This window comes from Herbaspirillum sp. RTI4, assembly GCF_034313965.1.
Lineage (GTDB): Bacteria > Pseudomonadota > Gammaproteobacteria > Burkholderiales > Burkholderiaceae_D > Herbaspirillum.
The window spans coordinates 1,476,595-1,503,111 of sequence record NZ_JAVIWQ010000002.1; the positions used below are offsets into that span (position 1 = coordinate 1,476,595).

Annotated in this window: 24 protein-coding genes; 17 read left to right on the forward strand and 7 right to left on the reverse strand. The window is 56.5% G+C overall.

Annotated features, from left to right (window positions below):
* Positions 1–21: 21 nt before the first annotated feature.
* The 6 genes from accD to RGU70_RS06905 all read left to right on the forward strand — a co-directional run bounded on the left by accD (position 22) and on the right by RGU70_RS06905 (position 6,972).
* Entirely contained in the window at positions 22–894 is an 873-nt protein-coding gene (gene accD, locus RGU70_RS06880) for an acetyl-CoA carboxylase, carboxyltransferase subunit beta (RefSeq protein WP_322208651.1), read from the forward strand.
* A gap of 102 nt (positions 895–996) precedes the next feature.
* Entirely contained in the window at positions 997–2,331 is a 1,335-nt protein-coding gene (folC, locus tag RGU70_RS06885; protein WP_322208652.1) for a bifunctional tetrahydrofolate synthase/dihydrofolate synthase, read from the forward strand.
* Between the two features lie 198 nt (positions 2,332–2,529).
* A complete protein-coding gene (locus RGU70_RS06890) occupies positions 2,530–3,423 on the forward strand; it encodes an SPOR domain-containing protein (RefSeq protein WP_322208653.1) in 894 nt (297 codons plus the stop codon).
* A 46-nt stretch (positions 3,424–3,469) separates the two neighbouring features.
* Positions 3,470–3,958 (forward strand): CvpA family protein, encoded by a 489-nt coding sequence (locus tag RGU70_RS06895; RefSeq protein ID WP_322208654.1) that lies wholly within the window; start codon positions 3,470–3,472, stop codon positions 3,956–3,958.
* Between the two features lie 91 nt (positions 3,959–4,049).
* Positions 4,050–5,567, forward strand: a complete 1,518-nt coding sequence (purF, locus tag RGU70_RS06900; RefSeq protein WP_322208655.1) for an amidophosphoribosyltransferase — start codon at positions 4,050–4,052, stop codon at positions 5,565–5,567.
* A 163-nt stretch (positions 5,568–5,730) separates the two neighbouring features.
* Positions 5,731–6,972, forward strand: a complete 1,242-nt coding sequence (locus RGU70_RS06905) for a cystathionine gamma-synthase family protein (RefSeq protein WP_322208656.1) — start codon at positions 5,731–5,733, stop codon at positions 6,970–6,972.
* A gap of 64 nt (positions 6,973–7,036) precedes the next feature.
* On the opposite strand, the gene RGU70_RS06910 is transcribed toward RGU70_RS06905, so the two are convergent.
* Both RGU70_RS06910 and RGU70_RS06915 read right to left on the reverse strand, forming a co-directional pair.
* Positions 7,037–7,633, reverse strand: coding sequence for a TIGR00730 family Rossman fold protein (locus RGU70_RS06910; RefSeq protein ID WP_322208657.1), 597 nt, complete (start codon positions 7,631–7,633; stop codon positions 7,037–7,039).
* A gap of 61 nt (positions 7,634–7,694) precedes the next feature.
* Positions 7,695–8,552 (reverse strand): lysophospholipid acyltransferase family protein, encoded by an 858-nt coding sequence (locus RGU70_RS06915; RefSeq protein WP_322208658.1) that lies wholly within the window; start codon positions 8,550–8,552, stop codon positions 7,695–7,697.
* 173 nt (positions 8,553–8,725) lie between these two features.
* Here RGU70_RS06915 and RGU70_RS06920 point away from each other — a divergent pair, with 173 nt between their 5' ends.
* The 10 genes from RGU70_RS06920 (at position 8,726) to RGU70_RS06965 (ending at position 18,498) form a co-directional block, all read left to right on the forward strand.
* Positions 8,726–9,763 (forward strand): patatin-like phospholipase family protein, encoded by a 1,038-nt coding sequence (locus tag RGU70_RS06920; RefSeq protein WP_322208659.1) that lies wholly within the window; start codon positions 8,726–8,728, stop codon positions 9,761–9,763.
* A gap of 72 nt (positions 9,764–9,835) precedes the next feature.
* Positions 9,836–10,711, forward strand: coding sequence for an alpha/beta hydrolase (locus RGU70_RS06925; RefSeq protein WP_322208660.1), 876 nt, complete (start codon positions 9,836–9,838; stop codon positions 10,709–10,711).
* Positions 10,712–10,877: 166 nt separating this feature from the next.
* Positions 10,878–11,723: a 3',5'-nucleoside bisphosphate phosphatase gene (locus RGU70_RS06930; RefSeq protein WP_322210729.1), complete on the forward strand. Its 846-nt coding sequence runs from the start codon at positions 10,878–10,880 to the stop codon at positions 11,721–11,723.
* Positions 11,724–11,824: 101 nt separating this feature from the next.
* A complete protein-coding gene (htpX, locus tag RGU70_RS06935; RefSeq protein ID WP_322208661.1) occupies positions 11,825–12,697 on the forward strand; it encodes a protease HtpX in 873 nt (290 codons plus the stop codon).
* Positions 12,698–12,906: 209 nt separating this feature from the next.
* On the forward strand, positions 12,907–13,530 hold the full coding sequence (locus RGU70_RS06940; RefSeq protein ID WP_322208662.1) for an L-threonylcarbamoyladenylate synthase: 624 nt from the start codon (positions 12,907–12,909) through the stop codon (positions 13,528–13,530).
* Between the two features lie 73 nt (positions 13,531–13,603).
* Positions 13,604–14,266: a site-2 protease family protein gene (locus tag RGU70_RS06945; protein WP_322208663.1), complete on the forward strand. Its 663-nt coding sequence runs from the start codon at positions 13,604–13,606 to the stop codon at positions 14,264–14,266.
* A gap of 12 nt (positions 14,267–14,278) precedes the next feature.
* Positions 14,279–15,478, forward strand: a complete 1,200-nt coding sequence (locus tag RGU70_RS06950; protein ID WP_322208664.1) for a tryptophan--tRNA ligase — start codon at positions 14,279–14,281, stop codon at positions 15,476–15,478.
* Positions 15,479–15,564: 86 nt separating this feature from the next.
* Positions 15,565–16,443 carry a 4-hydroxy-tetrahydrodipicolinate synthase gene (gene dapA, locus RGU70_RS06955; protein WP_322208665.1) on the forward strand — a complete coding sequence of 293 codons (879 nt, stop codon included), beginning with the start codon at positions 15,565–15,567 and terminating at the stop codon, positions 16,441–16,443.
* Between the two features lie 73 nt (positions 16,444–16,516).
* Complete coding sequence (bamC, locus tag RGU70_RS06960) at positions 16,517–17,689, forward strand: outer membrane protein assembly factor BamC (protein ID WP_322208666.1); 1,173 nt, start codon at positions 16,517–16,519, stop codon at positions 17,687–17,689.
* Positions 17,690–17,724: 35 nt separating this feature from the next.
* Positions 17,725–18,498: an MBL fold metallo-hydrolase gene (locus RGU70_RS06965; protein WP_322208667.1), complete on the forward strand. Its 774-nt coding sequence runs from the start codon at positions 17,725–17,727 to the stop codon at positions 18,496–18,498.
* Positions 18,499–18,605: 107 nt separating this feature from the next.
* On the opposite strand, the gene RGU70_RS06970 is transcribed toward RGU70_RS06965, so the two are convergent.
* The gene (locus tag RGU70_RS06970) at positions 18,606–18,821 is read right to left on the reverse strand and encodes a hypothetical protein (RefSeq protein WP_322208668.1); all 216 of its coding nucleotides are present in this window, start codon (positions 18,819–18,821) and stop codon (positions 18,606–18,608) included.
* 308 nt (positions 18,822–19,129) lie between these two features.
* Positions 19,130–20,251 (reverse strand): cupin domain-containing protein, encoded by a 1,122-nt coding sequence (locus RGU70_RS06975; RefSeq protein WP_322208669.1) that lies wholly within the window; start codon positions 20,249–20,251, stop codon positions 19,130–19,132.
* Positions 20,252–20,404: 153 nt separating this feature from the next.
* Here RGU70_RS06975 and RGU70_RS06980 point away from each other — a divergent pair, with 153 nt between their 5' ends.
* Positions 20,405–20,947 carry a peptidylprolyl isomerase gene (locus RGU70_RS06980; protein ID WP_322208670.1) on the forward strand — a complete coding sequence of 181 codons (543 nt, stop codon included), beginning with the start codon at positions 20,405–20,407 and terminating at the stop codon, positions 20,945–20,947.
* Positions 20,948–21,058: 111 nt separating this feature from the next.
* Here RGU70_RS06980 and RGU70_RS06985 read toward each other — a convergent pair whose 3' ends face one another.
* The 3 genes from RGU70_RS06985 to RGU70_RS06995 all read right to left on the reverse strand — a co-directional run bounded on the left by RGU70_RS06985 (position 21,059) and on the right by RGU70_RS06995 (position 26,517).
* Complete coding sequence (locus tag RGU70_RS06985; protein ID WP_322208671.1) at positions 21,059–21,991, reverse strand: hypothetical protein; 933 nt, start codon at positions 21,989–21,991, stop codon at positions 21,059–21,061.
* Positions 21,988–24,711, reverse strand: a complete 2,724-nt coding sequence (gene mutS, locus RGU70_RS06990; RefSeq protein WP_322208672.1) for a DNA mismatch repair protein MutS — start codon at positions 24,709–24,711, stop codon at positions 21,988–21,990. Before mutS ends, RGU70_RS06985 begins: the two co-directional genes overlap by 4 nt.
* 291 nt (positions 24,712–25,002) lie before the next feature.
* Positions 25,003–26,517 (reverse strand): ATP-binding protein, encoded by a 1,515-nt coding sequence (locus RGU70_RS06995; protein WP_322208673.1) that lies wholly within the window; start codon positions 26,515–26,517, stop codon positions 25,003–25,005.

Genomic DNA, 26,517 nt, shown 5'->3' on the forward strand with positions numbered 1-26,517 from the left:
TGAAAACAGAAAGAGGTCTTCATGAGCTGGCTTGAGAAACTACTGCCCCCCCAGATTCAACGTAACGATTCCTCCAGCCGGAAGTCGATACCCGAAGGCTTGTGGGTCAAGTGCCCCTCCTGCGAAGCAGTGCTGTATCGCACCGATCTGGAGTCCAACCTGCACGTTTGCCCCAAGTGCAGTCACCACATGCGTATCCGCGCCCGTGCGCGACTGGATTCCCTGCTCGACGAAGGCGGTCGCTTTGAAATCGGACAAGAAACCTTGCCGGTCGACACGCTCAAGTTCAAGGACAGCAAAAAATACCCGGAACGCCTGAAAGACGCGATGGAAGCCACCGGCGAAACCGATGCCATGGTCGTCATGGGCGGCGCGATCATGACCTTGCCGGTCGTGGTGGCCTGTTTCGAGTTTGCCTTCATGGGCGGCTCTATGGGTTCGGTCGTCGGCGAACGCTTCGCCCGCGGCGCGCAAACGGCGCTGGAACAAAAAATCCCCTTTATCTGCGTGACGGCCACCGGCGGTGCGCGCATGCAGGAAGGTTTGCTGTCGCTCATGCAGATGGCCAAAACCACCTCCATGCTGACCAAATTGTCGGAAAAGAAACTGCCTTTCATCAGCATCCTGACCGATCCCACCATGGGCGGCGTGTCCGCTTCCTTCGCCTTCATGGGCGATGTGGTGATTGCCGAACCACGGGCGCTGATCGGTTTTGCCGGTCCGCGTGTGATTGAAAATACGGTTCGTGAGAAATTGCCTGAGGGTTTCCAGCGCGCTGAATTCCTGGTGCAAAAGGGCGCGGTTGACATGATCGTTGACCGTCGCAAGATGCGCGAAGAAGTCGCTCGTCTGCTGGCGCTGCTGCAAAACCAGGCCGCCGAATCGGTGGCATAAGCTTTTCACGCGCTCCACGCAAGCTGAGGGACGGCTTTTTCTTCCCCTCAGCGTCTTTGATTTGCCAGCTCCCGCTGCGGCGGGACTGATCACCTCCCTATCATGCCCACAAGCCCCCCCGTTTCTGCTTCTTCCGGTTCCGCCCGTCCCGCTACGCTTGCCGAGTGGCTGACGCTGCTCGAAACCCGGCACACCAAGTCCATCGACATGGGGCTGGAACGCGTCGGTCAGGTCAAACAGCAATTGGGAATTGATTTTTCCTGCCCGGTCATTTCCGTTGCCGGCACCAATGGCAAAGGCTCGACCTGCGCCATGCTGGAGTCGATTTTCTTGCGCGCCGGTTATCAGGTGGGCTTGTACATCAAGCCACATTTTCTCGAATTCAACGAGCGCGCCCGTATTGGCGGCGCTTCCTGCTCCGATGAAGCGCTGCTGAAGGTCTTCAACCAGGTCGAAACGGCGCGTGGTGAAATCTCGCTGACGTATTTCGAATTCACTACGCTGGCCATCATGAAATTGCTGGCCGACGCGCAACTCGACGTGGTGATCCTCGAAGTCGGGCTGGGCGGCAGGCTGGATGCGGTCAATGTGATTGATGCCGACGTCGCCATTGTGACCAGCATCGATATTGACCACACGGAATATCTCGGCACCACACGCGAAGCCATTGCGCTGGAAAAAGCCGGCATCTTCCGCGCCGGAAAAATCGCCGTCTGCGGCGACCCGCTGCCGCCGGAGTCGCTGATCAAGCACGCCGAGGCCATCGGTGCCGATCTCTGGCTCATGGGCCGTGACTTCAATTACTCCGGCGACCAGCAGCAGTGGGCTTACGGCGGCCGCGAATTGCGCCGTAATTCGCTGGCTTATCCAAGTCTGCGCGGCGCGAATCAGTTGCTCAATGCCGCTGCCGCGCTGGCGGCGCTGGAGGCCTTGCAGTTCCGCCTGCCGGTTGGCGCGCAAGACGTGCGTACCGGTCTGGCCACGGTCGAACTACCGGGGCGCTTTCAGGTTCTGGCCGGGCAACCGCTGGTGGTGCTGGATGTGGCGCATAACCCACATGCCGCCGCCACGCTGGGGCAGAATCTCGACAATATGGGATTCCATCCTTACACCTATGCCGTTTTCGGCGCGATGCAGGACAAGGATATCGAGGGCATGATCAAGCAGCTGGCGGGACGGATCGACCACTGGTGTCTGACCGAGCTGCCCGTCGCACGCGCGGCGAGCGTCGCACAGCTTACGGAAACATTGCTGGCGGCCGGGGTGACGCCGCAACAAACGCGGGATACTTCTTGCACGATTGAGGGCTTTGCCTCGCCGGGGGCGGCTTTCACAAATGCGCTCGGCCGGGCCGGTGAGAATGATAGAATCGTGGTTTTTGGGTCCTTCCTCACGGTTGCCGGGGCGATGCAAGCACGCAACACGGCATTTCACTAAAGAATGGCGTCGAAGGGGCGTCGGGGCTGTGACGAAGCAGCCGTGCTGTCTGGTTTCATGAGGACGTTTCGTTTTTTGTTTTGTCCTTGTCCTTGCTCTCGTCCTGTCCTTGCTCTGTTGTTCTCGCCGGCCCGGGATTTTCCTGGGTGCTATTAATCCGGTTTATCCGGTTTTATTAATTTATTCATCAGATACTCCATGGGCTTGTTCTCGTTTTTTCGCAAAAACAAGCCGCAGACTGCTACCAGTCAGCGCGAGTTTCGTTCGCGCTCCGACGACGAGTCTGTGGCCATCCGAGGCGCCGTGCGCGGCAAACCTGTCAAAAACTCCCGTAGTGCCAGGGAAGATGCGGCCGATCCTATGCTGCCGGAAAAAAAACGTGCACGCCGTCGCCTTATCGGCGCTGTCGCGCTGGTACTGGCGGTCGTGATTATCCTGCCCATGATTCTCGATTCCGAGCCAAAGCAAGCGCCCGGCAATATCGAAATCCAGTTACCGTCCAAGGACTTGCCCGCGACCGCAGACGACAAGCCATTGACCGCTGCCGCCTCCGGCGCAGCGCAAAAAGAAGCCGTGGACGACTTGGCCGCTTCGGAGCCGCTTGCGCGGGAGTCTGATGCCGCCGTCGTGCCATCGAAGCCACAACTGCTACCGCCATCGCCGCTGCAAGCGTCCAAATCGCAACCGGTAATAGCCATTCCAGAGCCGGCACCTGAAAAAGAAGTGGTCAAGCCTCAGGCACGCAAGCCGGAAGCACCGGCCGCCGCATCCAAAAAAGACGACGATACCGCGCGCGCGCTGGCCATTCTGGAAGGAAAGCCAGTATCGGCCCCGGCCAAACCGAAGGCGGAAGCAGCTAAATCAGGCCAGTTCGTCATTCAGGTGGCAGCTTTGGCGACTCAGGAAAAAATTGATGAATTGCGCACCAAACTGCGCGAAGCCGGGATCGCCACCTATACGCAAAAAGTAGCAACCAAAGGTGGAGACCGCACGCGCATTCGGGTTGGCCCGTTTGCAAGCCGGGAAGAAGCGGATAAAATGCGCGCCCGGATTGCTAAGTTGGGGCTCAACGGGACGCTGGTGCCGACGTGATTGTCTGGCTGATCGCTCGCCTTTCTACCTTTAACCCTGGGCTGTTGTGACGATTTTCGATTATCTGGTGCTGGGCATATTGCTTTGCTCGTTTGTCATCAGTACTTTGCGTGGTCTGACGAAAGAAATGCTGTCGCTGGCGAGCTGGGTTGCGGCGCTGGCGGTTGCCAATCTCTACTGCGAACCGCTGGCAACGATGTTGCCCGACCTGATCCCCGGGAATTCAACCCGCCTCATCGTGGCGTTTATTGCGCTGTTCATCGGCGTACGGCTCTTGATGGCGCTGCTGACAAGAGCCTTGAGCGAAGTGATCAAGGCTGGCGGCTTGTCGGTCGCTGATCGGGGTCTGGGAGGCTTGTTTGGTCTGGCGCGTGGCGCGGTGATTGTGGTGATAGCGGTCTTGTTATGCGGTACGACCTCGATTCCGCAACAGCCTTTCTGGACCAATGCGATGCTGAGCCCGGCTTTTGTCATGGCGGCCGAAAGGGTGAAACCCTATCTGCCCGGACAGTTTGGGCAGCATATCCATTTTTGAATACCGGTTTTGAAGATCTGTTGATCCTCCGTTTTTGAACACCCCTACCTGGCGCAGGCTTTGCGCGCCGGTTTATTTTTAGGAGTCCACCATGTGTGGCATCGTCGCAGTCTATTCTCATGGCAACGCCAATCAGCTGATTTATGACGCCTTGCTGCTTTTGCAGCACCGCGGGCAGGATGCCGCTGGTATCGCCACCAATCATGGCAATAAATTCTTCATGCACAAAGCCAATGGCCTCGTGCGCGATGTTTTCCGTACCCGCAACATGCGCTCCTTGCCCGGCAATACCGGCATCGGCCAGGTGCGCTATCCAACCGCCGGTTCCGCCAGCGAAGAAGAAGCGCAGCCGTTTTACGTCAATGCCCCGTTCGGCATCATCCTCGCGCACAACGGCAATCTGACCAATGCCGAGCAGCTCAAGATAGAGCTGTTCAAGATTGACCGTCGCCATCTCAATACCGATTCCGACACCGAAGTGCTGCTCAACGTATTCGCGCATGAACTACAGCAATCGACGAGCGGTTATTCGCTCGATCCGGTCGCCGTGTTCAAAGCCGTTGCGATGGTACACAAGCGGGTGCGCGGTTCCTACGCCGTAGTGGCGCAGATCGCCAGCCATGGCCTGATCAGTTTCCGCGATCCGTTTGGCATTCGCCCCCTGTGCATCGGTTTCAATGAAACCGACAAGGGCACCGAATACGTGCTTGCCAGCGAATCGGTTGCCCTGGAAGGACTGGGTTTCCGCTTCCTGCGCGATGTGCAGCCGGGCGAAGCGATCTTCATCGATCAGGATGGCCAGATGCACACGCAGCAATGCGCGGAGAATCCTTCGCTCAATCCCTGCGCGTTTGAATTCGTCTACATGGCACGCCCCGATTCGATCATGGACGGCGCTTCGGTCTACGCCACCCGCCTCAAAATGGGTGAATATCTGGCTGAAAAAGTGCGTCGGCAATTCCATAACGGCGAGATCGATGTCGTCATGCCTATCCCCGATTCCTCGCGGCCGGCAGCGATGGAACTGGCGCTCAAGCTCAATCTGCAATATCGCGAAGGCTTCATCAAGAACCGCTACATCGGCCGCACCTTCCTGATGCCGGGACAAGCCGTACGTAAAAAATCGGTGCGCCAGAAACTCAATGCCATCGCGTCCGAGTTCAAGGGCAAGAATGTGTTGCTGGTCGATGACTCCATCGTGCGCGGCACCACCAGCCGCGAGATCGTGCAGATGGCACGCGACTCCGGTGCCAGGAGCGTGATTTTTGCCTCGGCTGCGCCGCCGGTGAAATTTCCGAACGTGTATGGCATCGACATGCCTACCCGTAACGAGCTGATCGCCTACGGTCGTACCGACGAAGAAGTGTGCCGCGAAATTACTGCCGATGCGCTGGTCTATCAGGACGTTGAGGCGCTCAAGCGCTCGATTTCGGACGCCAATCCGTTGTTGAAAAATTTCGAGGCTTCCTGTTTCGACGGCAATTACATTACCGGTGATATTTCCCGCGATTATCTCGATCGTCTGGAATTCGCCCGTAATAACCCTACGCCCTACAATGAAGAAGCCGTGCGTTCGCAGCTGAATCTGAATCTGGCGCGTGCCGATTAAGTACGAGTAAGCACGATTAAGCACGATTAAGTGCGGTTGGCAGCCCGCTGACGGATAGAAACGGCCCGCTGTATGCGGGCTGTTTTGTACCGGGTGCAGCAAGTGCCATGTCTTTCCCTGATTTTCTCTACTGTCTCTCTCTACTGTCGCCACACCACCGATCATGACTGAAGCAAAAAAATACGGATTCACCACCACCATCCTGCACAGCGACCGCCAAAAATCGATAGAGCATGGCTCGCTGCACAAGCCTATTCATACCTCGGTAGCCTTCGGTTACAAGGACGCGCGGCAACTGGCCTCGGTATTTCAGGGCAAGGAATCCGGGTATCGTTATGGCCGTCAGGGCAACCCGACGGTGTCGGCGCTGGAAGACAAAATCACCGGCATGGAGGGCGGCTTGTCCACCATCTGCTTCGCTACCGGCATGGCGGCAATCGGTGCGGTGGTGCAGGGTCTGTTGCGGGCGGGCGACCATGTGGTGTCGTCGGCTTTTCTGTTCGGCAATACCAACAGCCTGTGGCAAACCGTGGGCGCGCAGGGAGTGAGCGTGTCGATGGTCGATGCCACCGACGTGGCCAATGTCGAAGCCGCGCTGACCGAGGCCACCCGCCTCGTGTTTGTCGAAACCATCGCCAATCCGCGCACGCAGGTGGCCGACATGCAGCGTATCGGCGACCTGTGCCGGGCGCGCGGCATTCTGTTCATTGTCGATAACACGATGACTTCGCCTTACCTGTTTCAGCCGAAACGGGTCGGCGCCGGGCTGGTGGTCAATTCACTGACCAAGTCGATTGGCGGTCACGGCAACGCATTGGGTGGCGCGCTGACCGATACCGGCGAATACGACTGGACCCGCTATCCGCATATCGCCGCCAACTACCGACGCAATCCCGCTCCGCAGTGGGGCATGACGCAGATCCGCGCCAAGGGCTTGCGCGATTTCGGTGCCTCCTTAGGGCCGGAAGCAGCGCACAAGATTGCCGTCGGCGCAGAAACCATGGCGCTGCGTCAGCAACGCGAATGCACCACGGCGCTGGCGCTGGCGCAGATGCTGGAAGCAGACCCGCATGTGGCGGCCGTGCATTACCCGGGACTGGCATCGCATCCGCAGCACGCACTGGCCACCGAGCTGTTCCGTAGCTACGGCAGCCTGCTCAGTTTTGAATTGCGGCCGGAAGTCGATTGCTTCGATTACCTGAATCGTCTGCAACTGGCAATTCCCGCCAGCAATCTGGGCGATACCCGCACCCTGGTTATCCCGGTCGCACACACCATTTTTTACGAAATGGGCGCAGAGCGTCGCGCTGCCATGGGCATTGCCGAATCGCTGATCCGGGTGTCGGTGGGTCTGGAAGATACGGCTGATCTGGTGGAAGATTTCCGGCAGGCCATGCCGGATTGAATGTGCTGTAATACATGCTGTAATACATGCAACAGACGGCCGTGAGCGGCGTCTGATAAGGCTTTTACGGCAGCAGGTTTTGCACCGCTTCCGGGTCGTGCCACTTGCTGCGATAGGTGGGCGTGAACTGTTGCAGTCGGGTGATCAGGGCGACGGCATCCGTTTCATGCATCATCAGCAAGGCTTGCTCGGCACTGACGAAACGTTGCGTCACCATGTGCTCCATGAAGGCAATCAGCAGGCCGTAAAATCCATCGACATTGAAGAGCGCCACCGGTTTGGCGTGAAAGCCGAGCTGGGCCCAGGTCAGCACTTCGAATAACTCTTCCAGCGTTCCCATGCCGCCCGGCATGGCGATAAATCCGTCCGACAATTCCGCCATCAAGGCCTTGCGTTCGTGCATGTCCTTGACCACATGCAGTTCGGTCAGCCCGTGATGTCCCAGTTCCTTGTCCAGCAGCGCATGCGGAATCACGCCGGTCGCCTGGCCGCCCAGCCGCATGACTTCGCTGGCCACGATGCCCATCAGCCCGACATTGCCGCCGCCGTAAACCAGGGCAATATTTTCTTGCACCATCTGTCCTGCCAGCGCGCGCGCAGCTTCAGCATAAACCGGCGAAGCGCCGGGGGAGGAACCGCAATAAACGCAAATGGACTTCATGTTTCTCCAGATAAATGACCAACGGGAAATGGTTCAAGGTCTGACTTTGTTGCTTCAGCAATCAGGATGCCGGTGTTTTGTAACGGTTGTAACCCCACAGGTACTGGGTCGGCATGCGGCGAATCATTTCTTCCATCTGATGGTTGATTTCAGTCGCGGCGCTGACCGGATCGGCCGACAAGGGCTGCGGCATCGGATGGATGTGCAGACGATAACCGCGGCCTATCCCTTTGCGCTCCGCACCGATAATGAAAATGGTCGCGCCTGACAGACTTTGCAAGCGCTGCACCAGCGTCATGGTGTACGCGGGCCGGCCAAAGAAGGGGGCCCACACGCCTTCGCCCAGCGTCGGCACCTGATCCGGCAGGATGCCTATGGTTTGTCCCCGCAGCAGGGTCTTGACCAGCGTTCTGACGCCCGACAAATTGGCCGGGGCCATCGTGAGCTGCGGGCGCGAACGCATTTTGACGATCCAGGCTTGCAGCCAGATCTGCCGTGGTGGACGAAAGAGAACCGTGGACTTGTGCCGGCTGCTATAAATCGGGCCGAGCAACTCGAAGCACCCCACATGCGGCGATAGCAGGATAACGCCTTTGCCGCTTTGCAAGGCGGCGTCAAACAGCTGCCATTCCTTGCATTCCACCTGACGATTCAATTGCGCCTCGTTACGTCTGACCCACCAATAGGGCATTTCCAGCATCATTTTGCCGACCGATAACATGGCGGCGCGGTGCATCGAAGCATTGCTCGAAGGGAAGGCGCGGGAAAAATTTTCTTCAGCACGGCGTTTGTAGGTGCCCGGAAATTGCCAGGTCAGCCAGCCGACGCAGGCTCCCAGCGCCTGCAACAGCGACAAGGGCAGCCAGGCCAGACTACGAAATATCAGCGTGACCACAGCGGGTCCCAGCACCTTGCGCATACATCGTCCTTTTATATTTTTCCGGTCGGGCGTTCTTGATTCATGTTAGTTTCGATAACAATCAGCGCCTGGTTTTGCTCAACATGCCCTAAAGCAGACAGTATAAGAGAGAAGCGACCGTAAGGCCGCGTCTTGCTTCCCACGATGTGTTGCTCAACGAGACTCTGGAATCTATGCCAAACAAAATCGTAACGCTGGCGCTGCAAGGCGGCGGTTCGCATGGCGCGTACACCTGGGGCGTGCTGGACCGCCTGCTGGAAGACGGTCGTATCGATATCGAGGGCGTCAGCGGGGCCAGCGCCGGGGCGATGAATGCGGTGGTGATGGCGCATGGTTATCTGGAAAACGGCCGCGACGGCGCACGCGCAGCACTGGCCCGATTCTGGGGCGGTCTGGGTACTCAGGACACGCAATTTTTTACTGCTCCGGATTTCAGTGGATTTGGGCAGGGCATTCTGCCCTCGGTCACCTCCAGCGTGACGCCGGGAATCATGGACGCCTATCTGACGATGAGCCGTTTTTTTGCGCCGACGCAACTCAATCCGTTCAACGTCAATCCGCTGCGCGACATGCTGGTGGCGCAAATCGATTTTGAACGTTTGCGTCAGCCGTCTGCACTCAAGCTGTTCATCGCCGCCACGCAAGTGAGCACCGGCACGCTGAAGATTTTTCGCAATCAGCAACTGACGCTCGACAGCCTGCTCGCCTCGGCCTGCCTGCCGTCGGTGCATCATCCGATCACGATCGACGGTGAAATTTACTGGGACGGCGGATTTACCGCCAATCCGCCGATTTTTCCTTTGCTGCATCTGTGCGGCGCGCGCGACATCATGGTGCTGCTACTGCATCCATGTCGTCGGCCGGACAATCCGGTGACTGCCGAAGCGATTGTCCAGCGCATTAGCGAAATCGGTTTCAGCGCCGCTTTTTTTGCGGAACTGGGCGGTCTGGCGCTGGCCAAGCGCGAAGCCGAACGCGGCATGTTTGCTTTCGGTTCGCTGGAACGCCGCTTGCGTAACCTGAACATGCATGTCATCGATGCCAACGACACCATGAGCGAGTTGAATGCCTCCAGCAAAATGGATGTCCGCGCGAGCTTCCTGAGCGATCTGTTCGAGCAGGGACGCGATCGCGCCGAGCTGTGGCTGAAAGAGCATTACAGCCGGATTGGCGTGCGTTCTTCGTTTGATCTGAGTCGCTACCTGCAATAGTCGCCCGGCCCGGCAGGATGTCTGTCAACCGCTATACTGGACGATTCTTTCTACGTCCAAAGCGCCCCTCCGATGAAATCTTCCCGCAGCGAATTCCTGGACGTGCGCGGTTTGCGCTATCACCTGCGCCAGTGGGGCGAGCCGGGCATGCCGGTCTTGTTCATGCTGCACGGCTGGATGGATGTCTCGGCTTCCTTTCAGTTTCTGGTCGATGAATTGCAACGCGACTGGTATGTGATTGCCCCCGACTGGCGCGGTTTTGGCCTGACCCAGTACCCCGCCACAGACGCTTACTGGATACCCGATTATCTGGGCGATCTGGATGCCATCCTGCATCATTATTCTCCAGAGCGGGCCGTGACTCTGGTCGGTCACAGCATGGGCGGCAATGTCGCCAGTCTGTATGCCGGTACGCGCCCCGAGCGCGTGCGCAAGCTGGTCAATCTGGAAGGTTTCGGTTTGCGCGAAATTGCCGCGTCGAAAGCACCTGCCCGCTACGCCCGCTGGCTGGAAGAATTACGGCAACCGCAGCAACTGGCTCCCTATGCCAGCCAGGCCGACGTGGCGCGTCGTTTGCAAAAAAACAATTCTCACCTCACCGATGCGCGCGCGGCTTTCCTGTCGCAGCATTGGGCCGCGCCGGACGCGCAAGGGCAGTGGACCATCCTCGGCGACCCGGCGCACAAGCGCATCAATCCGGTGCTGCACCGGCTCGATGAAATGGAAGCCTTCTGGCGCGCTATCCGTGCGCCGGTGTTGTGTGTCGAGGCGCAAGAAAGCTCGCTGTGGCAGTGGTTTGGCGAGAAAGGCGGCGCACGCGAGGAAATCGATCGCCGCATTGCTTGGCTGGCCGATGCCCGGTTTTTGATGGTGGCCGATGCCGGTCATATGGTGCATCACGATCAGCCGGCATTGCTGGCGAAAGCCATCGAGGATTTTCTGGCTTAGTTCCTGGCTCAATTCCTGGCTTAATTCCTGGCTTAAGCCCGCGCCCCGCAAGCCTTGGCAATGCGGCGTACAATGAATTTCCCCTGTCCGATTGCTTTTTGCCGCTTTTTATCGCTTTTATCGGTATGCAGCGATTTGCTACGTGCGCCAATTTTTTTTCAAAAACATGCTCAATTTCGACCTGCATTGTCATTCCAATATCTCCGACGGCATGCTGACGCCGGCGTTGGTGGCTACACGCGCCAAGGCCAATGGCGTCGATGTCTGGGCGCTGACAGATCACGATGAAGTCGGTGGTATTGCGGTAGCGCGGGCGACGGCGGAGGAACTTGGATTGCGCTATGTAACCGGCGTGGAAATTTCCGTCACCTGGGCCGGGCAGACAGTTCACATCGTCGGTTTACGTATCGATGAAACCAATGCCGCGCTGGTGCAAGGTCTGGCCGATACCCGCAACGGCCGTGAGCGCCGCGCACGCGATATGGCGGCGCAGCTGGAGAAGGTGGGCATCGTCGGTGCCTTTGAAGGTGCTTTGCGGCATGTTGGCAATCCTGATCTGATTTCGCGCACGCACTTCGCGCGCTATCTGGTCGAGCAGGGCGTGTGCGCGGATACCAAAACCGTGTTTGCCAATTATCTGATCGAGGGCAAGCCGGGCTATGTAACGCATCGCTGGGCCTCGCTGGAGCAGGCGGTAGGCTGGATTCTCGGTGCGGGCGGCATAGCGGTGATTGCGCATCCGGGGCGCTACAAATTCAGTCTGGTGGAATTCGGTGCTTTGTTCGATTGCTTCCGTGACTATGGCGGAACCGCGATCGAAGTTGTGACGGGCAGTCATTTCCCTAACCAGTACGAGGAATATGCGCGTGTGGCACGTCATTATGGTTTCCTGGCTTCATGCGGTTCCGACTTCCACGGTCCCAGCGAGTCACGCATCGATTTGGGCGGGCTGCCGCCCTTGCCGCCGGGTCTGAAACCGGTCTGGCATGACTGGGATATGGCGGCGGCTTAGCGGTGGCAAGCGCTTCACCGGAAACCCCTTCCTCTTGAAAATGGCCTGATTCGCCGCATCTAAGGTGCTCTTTCATTGAGTGGCCCCAGAGGAGTATTCCCATGAAACGCATCTTCCTGTTCCTCGCGACCAATATTGCGGTGCTGGTCGTCATGAGTGTTGTCTTGTCACTGCTCGGTGTCGACCGCTTCCTGACCAGCGCCGGTCTGAATTTGCCGATGTTGCTGGTGTTTTCGCTGGTGGTTGGTTTTACCGGCTCCATTATTTCCTTGCTGATCAGCAAGCCCATGGCCAAATGGTCGACCGGGGCGCAAGTGATCGTCACCCCGGCCAATGCCACCGAAGTCTGGTTGCTCAATACGGTGGCAACACTGGCGCAGCGCGCCGGTATCGCGATGCCGGAAGTGGCCGTCTACGATGGCGAGCCGAATGCTTTCGCTACCGGCGCGTTCAAGGATTCTGCCTTAGTGGCGGTATCGACCGGCTTGCTGCAAGGCATGACCCAGCAGGAAGTGGAGGCCGTGCTCGGCCATGAAATCGCCCACATCGCCAACGGCGACATGGTCACGATGACGCTGGTGCAGGGCGTGGTCAATACCTTCGTGGTCTTTCTGTCACGCGTGGTGGGTTACGCTGTCGATCGCGCCCTGTCGCGCAATGATGATCGTGGGCCGGGCATCGGCTATATGGTCACGGTGCTGGTGTGCCAGGTCGTTTTCGGTATAGGCGCCTCGATGATCGTTGCGTGGTTTTCGCGGCATAGAGAGTTCCGCGCCGATGCTGGTTCGGCCCGTTTGTTGGGTTCGCCGCAGCCGATGATGAATGCTCTGGCGCGACTCGGCGGCGTCTCGGCCAGTGGTTTGCCCGAGGCAATGGCGGCGATGGGCATTAATGACAAGCCGGGTTTCAGCGCCTTGTTTTCCAGTCATCCGCCGCTGGAAGAGCGGATCGCCGCTTTACGTGGACAAGTCTGAGGACGCACAGATTCGCTGCTCGGGCGTGACAGAGTAGTAATACGGCGGCATGGCCGCCGTTTTCTTTTGCGGGACTTACGCAAAAGGGCGCTGGCGTTGTTGCATCGCCTTGCCGTGCTGTTCGTACTGTCTACGACAATGCGCCTAGCCAGCGGCCTTTTGCCTAAGTCCTATTTTTGAAGTATTGAATAAAAGGTTGCGTTAGCACCATGAGTCAATTTTTCCAGATTCACCCCGATAATCCGCAGTCGCGACTGATCAAGCAGGCGGCCCAGATCATCCATAGCGGCGGCATTGTCGCGCTGCCTACCGATTCCTGTTACGCGCTGGTTTGCCAGCTTGATAACAAGGACGCGGTGGAACGCGTGCGTCGCCTGCGCGGCGTTGACGACAAGCACCACCTGACGCTGCTGTGCCGCGATCTGAGTGAAATTTCGCAATACGCCAAGGTGGATAATCGTCAGTACCGTCTGCTCAAAGTGGGTACGCCGGGACCTTATACCTTCATTCTGGAAGCGACCAAGGAAGTGCCGCGTCGCCTGAGCCATCCGTCGCGTAAAACCATCGGTTTGCGCGTGCCGGAAAGCGCCGTGGCGCTGGCCTTGCTGGAGGAGCTGGGCCAGCCGTTGATCGGCACCACGCTGATCCTGCCGGGCGAGGAGATGGCGCTCAGCGATGCGGAGGATATCCGCGTCAGATTGGAGCGTCAGATTGAACTGGTCATCGACAGCGGCGCGGGCAGTCTGGAGCCGACTACCGTGATCGACATGAGCGGCGATCTGCCGCTGCTGATCCGCCAGGGACGTGGTGCCGCTGCGCTCTTCGGCTTGTGAAAATGCCCCTCCGGTTTGCTTTTCGGCATGACATTTTCCGGGCCGACGCCTCCCTCTGCTAGAATTCGACCCCATGAACGATCTTATTCAGACGGTTGCCGTCTATGCCTTGCCCGTCCTGTTTGCAATTACCTTGCATGAAGCGGCGCATGCGTATGCCGCCAAATATTTCGGCGACAACACTGCCTACATGCTGGGGCGCATGAGTCTCAACCCCCTCAAACACATCGACCCCTTCGGGACTATCGCCATTCCGATAGTGCTGTACTTTGCCACTGGCGGTGCTTTCCTGTTCGGTTATGCCAAGCCGGTGCCGCTGGATTTCGGCAAGCTGCGCAAACCCAAGCGCGACATGGCCTGGGTTGCCCTGGCAGGGCCGATGGCCAACTTCGTCATGGCGCTGATCTGGACGCTGGTGATTTATGCCTTGTTCATTTTCGATGTAAGCGAAGACTTCTTCATGCTGATGGCCAAAGCCGGCGTGCTGACCAATCTGGTGATGCTGGCATTCAACCTGTTTCCCATACCCCCGCTCGACGGCGGTCGGATTCTGACCAGCTTGCTTCCCCCTAAATACGCTTACAAATTTGCCCAGATTGAACCCTACGGTTTTTTCATCGTTATGGCGCTGGTCATGCTGAAGGTTATCTACTTCTGGTGGATGGCGCCTGTCATGTACCTGGCAAATAGCTTGCTTCAGCTGATTACCTATCCACTCACTTTTCTTTTTAATTGACCACTTCCCACTATGTATCCTGACCGCGTCGTTTCCGGCATGCGCCCCACGGGCGCACTGCACCTTGGCCACTATCACGGCGCGCTGAAAAACTGGGTCAGGCTGCAATCCGAATTGCCTTGCCTGTTTTTCGTTGCCGACTGGCATGCGCTGACCACGCATTACGACGATCCTAGCGTGATCGAACACAGTACCTGGGAAATGGTGATCGACTGGCTGGCCTCGGGCGTCGATCCGTCGCAATCCACCTTATTCATCCAGTCGCGGATACCGGAGCATGCGGAGCTGCATTTGCTGCTGTCCATGGCCACGCCATTGGGCTGGCTGGAACGGGTGCCGACTTACAAGGATCAGCAGGAAAAACTGGCTGACCGTGATCTGGCCACTTACGGCTTTCTTGGTTATCCCTTGCTGCAGGCTGCGGATGTGCTGATTTATCGCGCTAGCCAGGTGCCTGTGGGCGACGACCAGATTCCGCATATCGAAATGATGCGCGAAATTTCGCGCCGGTTTAATCATTTGTACGGCAAGGAAAAAGGCTTCGAGGAAAAAGCACGGGAAGCCGTCAGAAAACTCGGTGGCAAGCGCGCCAAGTTGTATCTGGAGCTGCGCACGCAGTTTCAGGAGCAGGGCGATGACGAAGCATTGGCGCAGGCCAAGGCCATGCTCGATGAAGCGCAAAACCTGTCGATGATCGACCGCGAGCGTTTGTTCGGTTATCTGGAAGGCAGCCGCAAGCTGATTCTGACCGAGCCTCAGGCCTTGCTGACGGAAGCATCGCGTCTGCCGGGACTGGATGGCGCCAAGATGTCCAAGAGTTACGGTAACGCGATTGCCTTGCGCGAAGACGCGGACAGCGTTACCCGCAAGATACGCACTATGCCGACGGACCCGGCGCGGGTGCGCCGCGCCGATCCTGGCGATCCGGCAAAATGCCCGGTCTGGCAATTTCATCTGGTGTATTCGGATCTGGCTGTCAGGGAGTGGGCTGACAAGGGATGTCGCTCGGCCGGTATCGGTTGTCTGGAATGCAAGCAACCGGTGATCGACAGCATCCTGAAAGAACAGCAACCGATGCTTGAGCGCGCTCAGCAGTATATTGATGATCCTAGTCTGGTGCGGGCAATCATCGCGGACGGTTGCGATACCGCCCGCAAGCTGGCGCAGGATACGATGCGCGATGTGCGCGAAGCCATGGGCCTTGGTTATTAAGCAATGTAAGCTCTGGTGAACATTCGCCCAACGGGAGCGGCTATCCGCTACAATCATTCTTTTAACGTTCACATGATGGCCTCAACATGATTAACGGCAGCATAGTCGCCATCGTCACGCCCATGCACCCTGATGGCAGTCTCGATTTCCCAGGTTTGCGCAAGCTGATTGATTGGCATATTACGGAAGGAACCGACGGCATCGTGATTGTCGGTACTACGGGCGAGTCGCCAACGGTTTCCGTAGAAGAGCATTCCGAACTGATCAAAGTCGCCGTGGAGCATGTCGCCGGGCGGATTCCGGTCATTGCCGGCACTGGTGGCAATTCCACTGCGGAAGCGGTCGAGCTGACCGCTTACGCCAAACGTGTCGGCGCTGACGCATCGCTGCAAGTGGTGCCGTATTACAACCGGCCGACACAGGAAGGCATGTACCGGCACTTCGTGAAAATCGCCGAGTCAGTCGATTTGCCGGTCATTTTGTACAATGTGCCAGGTCGTACCGTGGCCGACATGAGCAACGACACCATCCTGCGTCTGGCCAAGGTGCCAGGCATTGTCGGCGTCAAGGACGCTACCGGCAATATCGGGCGCGGTACCGACCTGATCCGTCTTGCTCCGGCATCGTTTGCCGTGTACTCGGGCGACGATCCGACTGCATTCGCATTAATGCTGTACGGTGGCAAGGGAAATATCTCGGTTACGGCCAATGTTATGCCGCGTCTCATGCATGAAATGTGCGTGGCGGCTATGTCCGGTAATGTTGCTCGCACTATCGAACTGAATAATCGCATGCTGCCTTTGCATGTGAATTTGTTTGTCGAACCCAATCCTGTGCCTTTGAAATGGGCCATGGTTGAAATGGGTTTGATCGAAGACGGTATGCGTTTGCCGCTGGCACCGTTGGGTGAGGCGTTTCACGCGGTCGTGCGCGCAGCAATGCGCGAATCCGGGGTATTAAAATAATCGAGCGTTGATGTTGCGGTGATGTTCATTCGCTCTCAATGCGCTTCCTTTTGACTGTTTTTATAGCAACGATATGACTATTCGCAAGAACGCTGATTTTCACCTACATGCGATACCCGTACGCTCCATTGCTGCCGCGCTTGCTCTTGCCGGACTGGCAGGGTGCACCTCCGTCGGCAATCTGCTTGAGGGAGAGCGCATCGACTATAAAAGCGCGACTGAAAAAAGTAAGACGCCGCGGCTCGAAATTCCGCCCGATCTGACCAAGTTGCAACGCGATAATCGCTACGCTATCCCCGAGTCTAACAAGGGCGTGGCAACGGCTTCCGGCTACAGCCTGGACCAAGCGACAAAGCCGGTTGAGACGGCCGCAGCGATTGCGCCGAAAACGAACGGCGATATCCGCGTCGAACGCGATGGTTCGCAGCGTTGGCTGGTAGTCAAGCTGGCACCTGAAGTCCTGTGGCCTCAAATCAAGGATTTCTGGCAGGATGCCGGTTTTGTCGTCAATATCGATTCGCCCGAAACCGGCGTGATGGAAACCGATTGGGCGGAAAACCGCGCCAAGATTCCACAAGATTTTATTCGCAATGCCTTGGGTAGCGTGCTCGATTCACTGTATTCGACCGGTGAGCGCGATAAATTCCGCACGCGTCTGGAGCGTAATGCAGATGGCTCGACCGATATTTTCATCAGTCATCGTGGCGCGGAAGAAGTCCTGACCGGGTCTCAGAAAGATAGCTCGGTATGGACCGCACGTCCTTCTGATCCAGGACTGGAGGCAGAATTTCTGTCGCGTCTGATGCAGCGTCTGGGTACTGAAGAAGCCAAGGCCAAGGTTGCCGTGGCGACGGCGCCGACCTTGCAGGCACGGTCTAAGCTGGTTAAAAATCCAGCGGGGAACTCCGTGCAGGTCGATGAAAGTTTCGAACGTTCATGGCGTCGTGTGGGCTTGGCGCTGGACCGCGTCGGTTTCACTGTTGAAGATCGCGACCGTTCGCAAGGGGTGTATTTTGTGCGTTACGTCGATCAGGCGGTGGAAGCCAAGGATAAAGAATCCAGTGGCTGGTTATCGAACATCTTCTCCCGCAGCAAAGACAAGGACAAGAGCGCAGTGCGATATCGTATTGCGATCAAGGCTAGCGGCGACGGTAGCGTGATTACTGTGCAAAACAATAACGGCCAGCCGGAAATCTCCTCTTCCGCTGACAAAATACTGGGCTTGCTGAACGATCAGCTGAAGTAAGTCCTGCTCGCCATCTTGCAATCACCGGGCGGCTGTTGAAGTTCGCCAGCCTCGGTAGCGGCAGCGAAGGCAACGCTCTGCTCATTTCCACCACATCCGGCATGACCGCAACAACGGTCATGCTGGATTGTGGTTTTGGTATTCGCGAAACTGAGCGGCGTTTGTTGCGACTCGGTAAAACTCCTGCAGACATTACCGGCATTGTCCTTACCCACGAACATTCGGATCATGTCGGCGGAGCGTTTAAATTCGCCCGTCGGCATAAAATCCCGGTCTGGCTTAGTTATGGCACCTATCAGGCAGTCGGCGAGGCCAGCAAGGGTGTAGAGCTGCATTTTTGCCGCGACGGTGATCAGCTGGCTATTGGAGGCCTGGAGTTTTTCCCTTATACCGTTCCTCACGATGCCCGGGAGCCATTGCAATATGCCGCGAGCGACGGTGTGCTCAAGTTAGGAGTGCTGACCGATGCGGGACAAGCGACGGCGCATCTGATTGCTGCATTGGGTGCTTGCGATGCTTTGGTTCTGGAGTGCAACCACGATAGAAAAATGCTCGAAGATTCGGTTTATCCCGCTTCTTTGAAGCGTCGTATCGGCGGTGCTTACGGGCACTTGTCGAACGATTCCAGTGAGGCTATTCTCCGCGCACTGGATAGATCCCGGCTCAAGATGGTGATCGGTGCGCATCTGAGTCAGCAGAACAACACGCCGGAACTGGCTGGGCAAGCGCTATCGCGGGCCTTGCAGTCGACTACGGTGGAGGTGAGGATTGCGTGTCAGGAGCAGGGATTTGACTGGGTCGCTATGTGAGCGGGCTGACGAAGAGCATGAATGATTACTCTGGGTGTAGTAATGGATTTGCTAAGGACATAAAAAAAGCCGACTCGAAAGTCGGCTTTTTAAATAATCGGTAAAGATTATTTTGCAGGTGCGGCTTCAGCTGGAGCTGCTGCTGGTGCAGGAGCTGCTTCAGCAGGAGCTGCTGCTGGTGCTGGAGTTGCTTCTGCAGCTGGAGTAGCAGCTGGAGCTGGAGTTTCAACAACTGGTGCAGGTGCAGCAGCTTCTTCTTTTTTGCCGCAAGCAGCCAGGGTAACAACAGCCAACAACGATGCTATCAACAGAGTCTTTTTCATGGAATTTCCTTCAATTGTAATCAAAATTTTGCGATGAATAATTACCGGTAATTATCGCTCTAGAGAATGAATTCGCCGACTTTGCAACGATAAGACCTGTTGCACAAACGACGAAAGCTTTCCAGCCCAATAGTATAGCGATTTTTGGGAAAATTCACAGATGAATTTGCCGTAATGGTAAGTATATGTAACACAATCCTGTATTCATCCTCTTTCATCCGCCCCATTACGGGCTTCGGCGGCCGTATTCTCTGCAAACCGGCCGCCATGCAAGGTCTTGTATGTTTTGCATCTCTTTGTACGAGGCGTCAAGGCCAGATCAACCATCCATCGTGGTACCACTCAAGCAGGGCGTCCAGCACGTCTGTGGAGCCGGCAGAAGCCAGCTCCGGGGCCAGGCGACGGGTGTCGGCCAACACAGTCAGAACAGCGCGGTCCTCGCGGCTGAGCGCAAACGACTCACCGTTAATGAACAGATGACGGTTGCGGTAAAGCATGAGCGTGCGTGGCGACAGCGCTATTCCGGTCTTGCCCAATTTTTGCAGAAACGCAGCGCGTGGAATCGTGCGCCGTGGTGGATCGAAGAAAACGGATGCTTTGGGTTCCGACAAATGCTGTCCGAGAAAAATGGTGATGTCTTCTTCGGTAAATTGCAATTTATTGAGTTCGGCCGTTACTTGCTCCAGCATGGGCTTGCCAATCTCGGCCGGATGTTTGCTCAGTGTCAGATCGGGATCGGCATAACGACCCGGTAAATCGATGGTGTCGGCCATGAATTGCAGGAATGCCACGCCCAGCTCCTGGAATGTGGGTGCCCGGAAACCGATTGAATACGTCATGCACTCGCCGAGGGCCACTCCCTCATGCGCATAATCGGGTGGCAAATAGAGCATGTCGCCGGGTTCGAGAACGTATTCCTCTTCAGGCTGGAAGTTCTTCAGTATTTTTAGCGGCGCGCCTTCTATGAAGCTTTGATCTTTTTGAGCGCTGATGCGCCAGCGACGTTGTCCCTGAGCCTGGAGCAAAAAAACATCGTAAGAATCGACATGCGGGCCAACGCCGCCGCCGTCAGTCGCGTAGCTGATCATCAAGTCGTCCAACCGCGCATCGGGCAGGAAGCGGAATTGCCGCAATAAGGCATCTGCAGCCGGAAGATGCAGGTTGACGCCCTGGAGCAGCATGGTCCAGCGTTTTTGCGTTATCGGAGGTAAAGAGGTCAACGGACCGTTCTGCATGTCCCACTGGCGAGCGGTACGGGTAACCAGTCTGGATTCGATCGCATCATCAGCCGCCATGGCAAACAAGGCGTCTCTATCCAGAATGGGGGCAAATGCAGGAAAGGCTTGTCGAATCAGTAGGGGTTTTTTATGCCAGTAATCGCGCAGGAATACGGCGGGCGTAATCGCCCCGAGGAGGGAATGTTTTTTCATGCCGCTATTAGACCGCATTTCCTGTGCTGCGGCGAGTGGGGCGAGGGCGGATTGGTTGAGCAGATAGCAAAACGGAGAAACATTATGCTGCGAGTCGGGGTGGTGAATCTGGAAAAGGTATAATTCCGGCCTCCGTCAAAGAAAGGAATGATCATGAAAATTGCCAAGAACACCGTCGTCACTGTGCATTACAAATTATCCGATGCGCAGGGCAACATGATCGAGGAAAGCAGCGAGCCGATGGTCTATCTGCATGGTGGATATGAAAACACGCTGCTCAAAATTGAAGAAGAACTCGACGGCAAGGCTGTCGGATATAAAAACACGATCCAGGTCGAACCGGACGACGCCTTTGGCGAGTACGATGCCGCCCTGGTGAAAATCGAAGAGCGCAGCCATTTGCCGACACCGCTGGAAGTGGGCATGCAATTCGAAGGCACACCGGATGGCGCCGATGAGGAATCGCTGCTGTTTACCGTCACCGACATTACGGACGATAAAGTCGTCCTTGATGGCAATCATCCGCTGGCCGGCATGGCTTTACGTTTCGAGCTGACGGTGAGCGAAGTGCGCGCAGCAACAGAGGAAGAAATCACACATGAGCATGTCCACGGTGCGCACGGTCATCACCATGGTCATGACCACGATGATGATGACGCTATGGGAGATGAATTCCGCAGCCATCCCCTGCACTAATCAGCAAGGAACTGCTGGTCAAGTGTACTGACCGGCGCAGGCGAAACTGCCGCTGTCCTAACCCACCTTTGCGGTGGGTTTTTCTTTTTAAAGAGCGCTAGTGTCAGCCAACTAAGGTCTTGCATTAGTAGTGGCAGGTTTGGCTACCGAAAACAAGCCTGGCGATGTCGGGTCAACCTGCACACTGATCCAGCCAGGCCCGATACCAAGTTCGCCCAGATTCCGGCGCCAGACGATACCGGCAGGTGGCAATGACTTGTCCGTTTTCCCATGTATGAGCATGACCCGGCCGTGAAACTCTCCAGAAAATTTCAGCAAATTCTGTCGTAAGCTCGCGAAACCGTCGCGCTGCCCACGCTGAAGTTCGTGTGCCGTCGGGGTCTCCCAGGGATCGCCGTCACTAAAAAGCACGATGCCGTGCAGTTTTTTGAGCGCGGCCAGCGCGAACAAGCGTTGCAGCCACTCGTGATTGGCGATTTGGCGATCTTCAAATTCGCTGTTGCGTCCACCAGCGGAAAGGTAATGGTTATTGTCGGAGGGCAAATGAATCGTTGCAAACAGGACTCCACCGACTTCCCATCGGGCATTTTCCGCATAGGCCCGGAATTTCGGGGTGGCCGACTGCCGAATGAGCGGCAACCTGCTTGCTCCCAGCGAAAACGAATCGGCAAATAATAATTCGCGCAACTGGTTCAGACGCTCAATCGCCGCCGGTTTTCCTTCGCTGTTTTTGCAAGTGGTCCAATCGCTTGCGGCAATCGACACAATTAAACCGTTCTGCGCTTCTTGCAGCAGAGCGAGTCGCTGCTGGTACAGGGCATCGCTGCAGTCTTCGCTACGCGCCTTGATGCCATTGACGACGACGAAAGCCAGATTGGCGGCATCGCTTGCTGCGATCGCGTTGCGCAACACGATTTCTCCCTTGGCGGAGGAGGCATGGCCGATGACGCCGAAGCGGAATGCCTCTGCCTGTGCTGCCGTCATGATGGTTGCCGTTATCGCTGCCAGCAGGCCAGCAGCGAGGCTATGCTGCCAGCGTCTCATACAATACTCGCGCGTTCGCTCAACTGTTTCAGGTGATACAGCGCCTCCAGTGCCTGGCGCGGCGAGAGGGCGTCAGGATCGAGCTCTTCCAATGCCTGTTGCAGCGCCGGCGAGAGGGTCTTGCTGTCCTCTGCAAAAACAGGTGATGGATTTTCTGCGTGTGCTGCGAATAAATCGAATTGCGGTGTCGCTTGCAGCGATTGGGTTTCAAGCATGGTCAGATGCTTGCGTGCGGCGCGGATCACGGAAGGCGGCACACCGGCCAGCTGCGCTACTTGCAAGCCGTAGCTTTGCGAGGCCGGTCCCGGTTGCACGGCATGCAAAAAGACAATGCTGTCCTTATGCTCGACTGCCGACAAGTGCACATTGCGCGCGCTGGGCGTCGATTCCGGCAATTGCGTGAGTTCAAAATAATGGGTGGCAAACAGCGTGAAGCTGCGCGTATTGTCGAGCAGATGACGGGCGATTGCCCACGCCAGTGCCAGGCCGTCGAAAGTCGAGGTGCCACGCCCGACTTCATCCATCAATACCAGGGAATGTTCGGTGGCATTGTTGAGGATGGCGGCCGATTCGGTCATTTCCACCATGAAGGTCGAGCGGCCGCCGGCCAGATCGTCGGCCGCACCGATACGCGTAAAGATACGGTCGATTGGCCCGATGACGGCGCGGGCAGCGGGGACATAACTGCCGATATACGCCAGCAAGGTAATGAGCGCCACTTGCCGCATGAACGTCGATTTACCGCCCATGTTGGGGCCGGTGATCAGCAGTAGTTTGTGTTCAGCGTCCAGTTCGCAATCGTTGGCGATGAAACGCTCTATCTGATTTTCAACGACCGGATGACGGCCTTGCTCGATCAGAATGCTCGGCTCGCTGACCAGTTGTGGCGCGCACCAGTTATGACGCGCCGCATGGGCCGCCAGTGCCGTTAGCGTATCGATCTGCGCCAGCGCGCCGGCAATGGTTTGCAGCGTTCCTATATGCGCAGCCAGTTCCAGTAGCAACAAATCGTACAGGCGTCTTTCGCGTGACAGAGCGCGGTCTTGCGCGGACAAGGCTTTGTCTTCGAAGGCCTTGAGTTCCGGTGTGATGTAACGCTCAGCATTTTTCAGCGTCTGGCGGCGTCGATAATCGTCCGGTACTTTATCGGTCTGACCATGCGTGACTTCGATGTAAAAGCCATGCACCTTGTTGTATTCGACGCGCAGGTTGGCGATGCCGGTACGTGCGCGTTCGCGCAATTCGAGGTCGCTGAGATACTGCCCGGCGTTTTCCGATAAGCCGCGCAATTCATCCAGCTCGGCGTCATAGCCGCGTGCAATCACGCCGCCATCGCGTGCCAGTGCTGCCGGTTCCAGTTGCACCGCCCGTTCCAGCAGGTCCAGACAATCGGTCGGTGTGGCCAGCATCTGTTGCAGACTTGCCAGCAGCGGCGCGCGATCATCGTGTGCATCGTGTGCATCGTGTGCATCGCGCGCGGCGACCGCGACATATTCTCGCAAGGAACCGAGCTGTTGCAAACCGCCGCGCAATCCTGCCAAATCACGCGGACGTGCCGATTGCAGTGCGATGCGGGTGGCGATGCGTTCGATGTCGGGTACGGCGGCTAAGGTAATCGCCAGTCCTGCGCAAACATCATTGCGTAACAGCGCGTCAATTGCGGCATGACGTTGCCGTGCGATATTTTGGTCACGACGCGCATGGTGCAGCCAGTGGCGCAATAGTCGGGAGCCCATTGACGTGCGGCAATGGTCGAGCAGCGAAAACAGGGTCGGCGCGTTGGTGGACGAATCCTGTGCGCGCAGCGTTTCTGTTAACTCAAGATTGCGGCGGGTGGAAGCGTCGAGGCCGATGAATTCATTTTCTGATTCGACTGTCAGCATCCTGACATGCTGCAATCCCTTGCCCTGCGTCGCTTGGGCATAACGTAGTAGTGCTCCGGCGGCACCTAATGCGGCGCTCAGGCCGTCGGCACCGAAACCGCTTAATGTTGCTACCGACAATTGCTCCAGCAAGGTTTTTTTGCCGTGGGCAAGATCGAAGTGCCAGTCAGGTAACGCAGTGGGGGAGGGCGTTGTCAGCGGTATGCGGTCGCGCGTTTCGCTTTGCAATATTTCAGCAGGAGCGATTCTTTCGAGTTCCTGTTTCAGGCGCGTATCGAGGTCGGCAGCGTCGACCGTAAACTCCATCAGCTTCAGTGCGCCGCTGGCCATCGATAACCACGCCAGACCGACCGTCACGTTTTTACGATGGCTGACTGCATGGAGGGCCAGCAGCGGGCGTTCCGATTTTTCCGGTAACAGATCGGTATCGGTCAGCGTACCCGGTGTAATGACGCGGACTACTTTGCGTTCTACCGGCCCTTTGCTGGTGGCAGGATCGCCGATCTGTTCGCAGATGGCGACCGATTCACCCAGCTTGATGAGTTTCGCCAGGTAAGTTTCCAGCGAGTGGAATGGCACGCCGGCCATCTTGATCGGCGTGCCGTTGGAAGTGCCGCGTTGCGTCAGGGTGATGCCTAATTGCCGCGATGCCTGTTCGGCATCCTCGAAAAAAAGTTCGTAAAAATCTCCCATCCGGTAAAACACGAGTGTGTCAGGATGATCGGCTTTGATGCCGAGATATTGCTGCATCATCGGCGTGTGACCAGCTGGTGCTGCAATGGCGCGCGTCGGTTTTTCTGCGGATGATTTGATAGGCTTGATATTGTTCGGGGGCATGATCGACTAGATTGTTGCAGGCGTGTCGTGCATAGGCACGATGGCGCACTGGAGGTGTTGGTGCGATGGCGGGAGATTGCTCTGCGCCGGATCGAGTGGAATGGTGACTAGTCTACCAGTGTAGAGGGCGATCCCATTACTGAGGTCGATTGAATTTGAGTTTCATTTAAGTTGCCATCGTCGCCTGGGGTTGTTGCGACTCCTTGGGGGAACCTACGCGACGACGCATCGCTGCGCGAGGTAGTCAAGGTCTGCTGCGCATTGGTGCTTGCAATGGAAGGTCAACAGCTACTAGGAGCATTGACGGTCGATTGTTGACGTTAGTGGGACTTCTCGATGCGATTTGGGTAAATCGATGATGATTCTGGTGCCGTGCTTTTTATCGCTTTCGATATGTAATTGCCCCCCTGCGCCATGTACGCGCTCTTTCATGCCGATCAGGCCGATGCCTGAGCCGGTCTGATCGGGGTTGAAACCTTGTCCGTTATCGCCGATATGGATACGTACTTTGCTGACCTCAGGCAAGCATTCAATATGGATGAGGCAGAGGGTGGCGCCGGCGTGCTTCACGATATTGGATAAGCCCTCCTGAATCAGTCGGTAGATGGTGATTAATATATCGCCTGCACAAGCTGAAAAATCTCCCTCGGATGTCAAGCTGAAATGGCATTCCGGATGGAGGGCATCATAGTTTTGCACCATCTCTTCAACCGCCGCCTGCAATCCCAGTGTGTCGATAATTTCCGGACGCAGGCGTCTGACGATGTTGCGACCCATGACATATAAATCGGCGGTTAAGCGAATGATGGCGTGGGCTTTTTCCTGGATTGCTTGCTTTGCTGCGCCGGCTTGTTCGGCCAGACTGAGGATGTATTGTGACTCTAGCCGTACGACTATGAGAGAGGCGTTGATATGGTCGTGCAATTCGATAGCGATGCTTTTTCTTTCTTCTTCCACAACGGAGTTCAGTTTTTTAATTAATTTCTTTTTTTCTTCATTGGATTTTTCGGACTCTTTTTTGGCAATCTCGAGGTCTTGCGTGCGTGCGGATACTTTGGCTTCCAGATTGATTTTCGCCTGTTGCAGGCTGTCGACCATTTGTCTGATCGAGGCCTGTAGTTCGCCAATCTCCCCGCCCGTAGTGACGTCCAGCTTGACGCCATAGTTACCTGCCCGGATCTGACGCAAATTCCCAATTGCCTGTGCCAGTGGTTTGGTAAAGGTCAGTGCCATCATCAATCCCAGTGCCACGCTGAGGAATAAGACCACTGCAGAAATAACCGAGCCGAGAATGATGCGTTGATATTCCTTGCGAATGGCGACCGACGGTGACATTTCAATCAGGATGTAGCCGATGACGTCGATGCCTGACTCAAGTGCAGGATGTGCTGAACTAGGCTGTTTTTTATTATCAGAATAATCGTAGTAATCAATGGGTATGCGTTCCTGCTGAATAGCTTTTTCAAAAATAATTATATTTTTTTCGGGTGCGTTCTTTTCCTCTGTATCAACCAGAACTTTTCTTGTTTTATCCAATATGATGATTCTGTGTATGCTTTTATCCAAATGCAAAAACTCCCGGGCAGTACGCTCCATATATCCGGTGTTTCCGGAAATGACCCCGTAGAGACTACTTTCAGCCAGGGTGTGTACCAGGAAATCTCCGCGTTCTTTCAGCTCTCTTTGTACTTCTGCATCGCGTGAGTAACAGGAATAGAAAATTTCAGAGAAAAACATCAGTATGACGGGGATCACCGCCATAAAAATAAGGCGATATTTAATGTCCCACTTTTTCCAGGTCAGCAT